The following is a 1,498-nucleotide window of genomic DNA, read 5'->3' as shown; positions in this document are numbered from 1 at the left end:
CAATCTCATTGTTAGCATTATTCGCATAATCCGGCAACATCATATCCCTAACCATTTTAGTTCGTAGCCATGTCATAAAGAAAAGGTCCAAAAATAAGTTTGGAAATTTAAGCACCATTTTAAGCATTGGTGGATCAATTGAAACGCCAGCTTTTTGTGTTGCCCTTAGATACGCTTTTAAAGTGAATGTTATTTTGCGTGCTGTCTTTCTAGTTCTGGCTGTTTTTTTGTCAATGATCTTATTCTCAGAATGCAAAAAGCTCAACATGGCAATGTCTGATACGGAATGTGTGATCAGATACGCTTGCATATCTTTTTTAATAACGTAGGGAAGCTTTGCAGTTTTAAATAATTTTGCAAGGTTTTCTATGCGTTCTGTCACTACACCATTAATTTCTCCAAATGCAGTTGCCGCTATAAACTTTGGTAGAAATCGAGCATGCAATACTCCATCTTTAATCTGTCCGCCGAAGCCGGGAAAAGCTGGTAAAAGTCTATCCCCTACGATATCCAACCACGAAGAAAATCCAATTGAATTACTAGTCATCGTAACTATATTTTTACTTTGATTATCTTTGAGCGCTAACAACGCTGCTTCGGACCGATCATAACGAACGGTAAAGAAAATAAAATCGTATACATCGTCATTTTCGAGCGTATCAATGACATTCACTTGTATCGATCTAACTGTACCTTTTTCTATATACTGCAGGCCATTTTCTCTTAATGATTTATATCTATTCGAATGTGCAAACAAGCTAACGTCAAACCCTGCTTCAATAAGCTTAATTGCGTACATGCTCCCGATGACACCTGCACCAAAATTAAAATTCTATCTTGTTTTGCTGACATATAAACCACCCCTACTTATTAATATTCCCTTTTGATTATCCGACAACGTGTTGTATGATGTGATTATAAATCTTCATTATTCCATGATCAACCATCAGTTTTTTATGATTTGTCGGATGATATTCTTATTCACTAGTAGGAGGGAAACATGAAAAAGCAACCCCAAATAACGGAGAAAACAAAACAAAAGTTTGTAGAAGTTTTTTGTGAGTTATATAGCCAAAAGCCGATTGAGAAAATTTCGATTCAGGAAATTTCGAATAAGTCAGGATATAACCGCAGCACCTTTTATCAATACTTTACTGACATTTACGAATTGTTAGACTCTGTTGAAAATGACCTATTGAATGAAATGAAAAAAGAATTGGCAAATAAAGAGCTATCGATGGATACGGTTCAAGATACGCTCTATTGTCTGGATAAAAAAGAACATCTCCTGGTTCTTAATGCCCTTTTGGGTGATTATGGAAGTGCCCGTTTTTTAAAACGCTTAAAAAAAGAAATCACTTTGGATCAATTAGAATTAAACGTTCCGCAAAACCAATCCTTAACGCCATACTTCATTGAGTTTTACCTGACAACTGCCCTTTCTTTATTTCGTCTTTGGCTCCAGCGTCAAAAGGATTTATCGTCAGAAGAATTTTTC

At 35.7% G+C, this 1,498-nt stretch carries 2 protein-coding genes; one reads left to right on the top strand and one right to left on the bottom strand.

The genetic code is table 11. The features are described 5' to 3' along the window. A partial coding sequence (locus tag PAENI_RS08025; RefSeq protein WP_262495556.1) for a ketopantoate reductase family protein occupies positions 1-799 on the bottom strand: 799 nt, incomplete at its 3' end. Positions 800-1,000: 201 nt separating this feature from the next. On the opposite strand from PAENI_RS08025, the gene PAENI_RS08020 reads away from it, so the two are divergent. Next, positions 1,001-1,498, top strand: a 498-nt coding sequence (locus PAENI_RS08020) for a TetR/AcrR family transcriptional regulator (RefSeq protein WP_149644922.1), incomplete at its 3' end; no start/stop codon positions are given.

It is taken from the genome of Paenibacillus sp. B2(2019) (genome assembly GCF_008370385.1).
GTDB lineage: Bacteria > Bacillota > Bacilli > Paenibacillales > Paenibacillaceae > Paenibacillus_AQ.
This window is presented reverse-complemented; position numbering and strand designations above follow the sequence as displayed.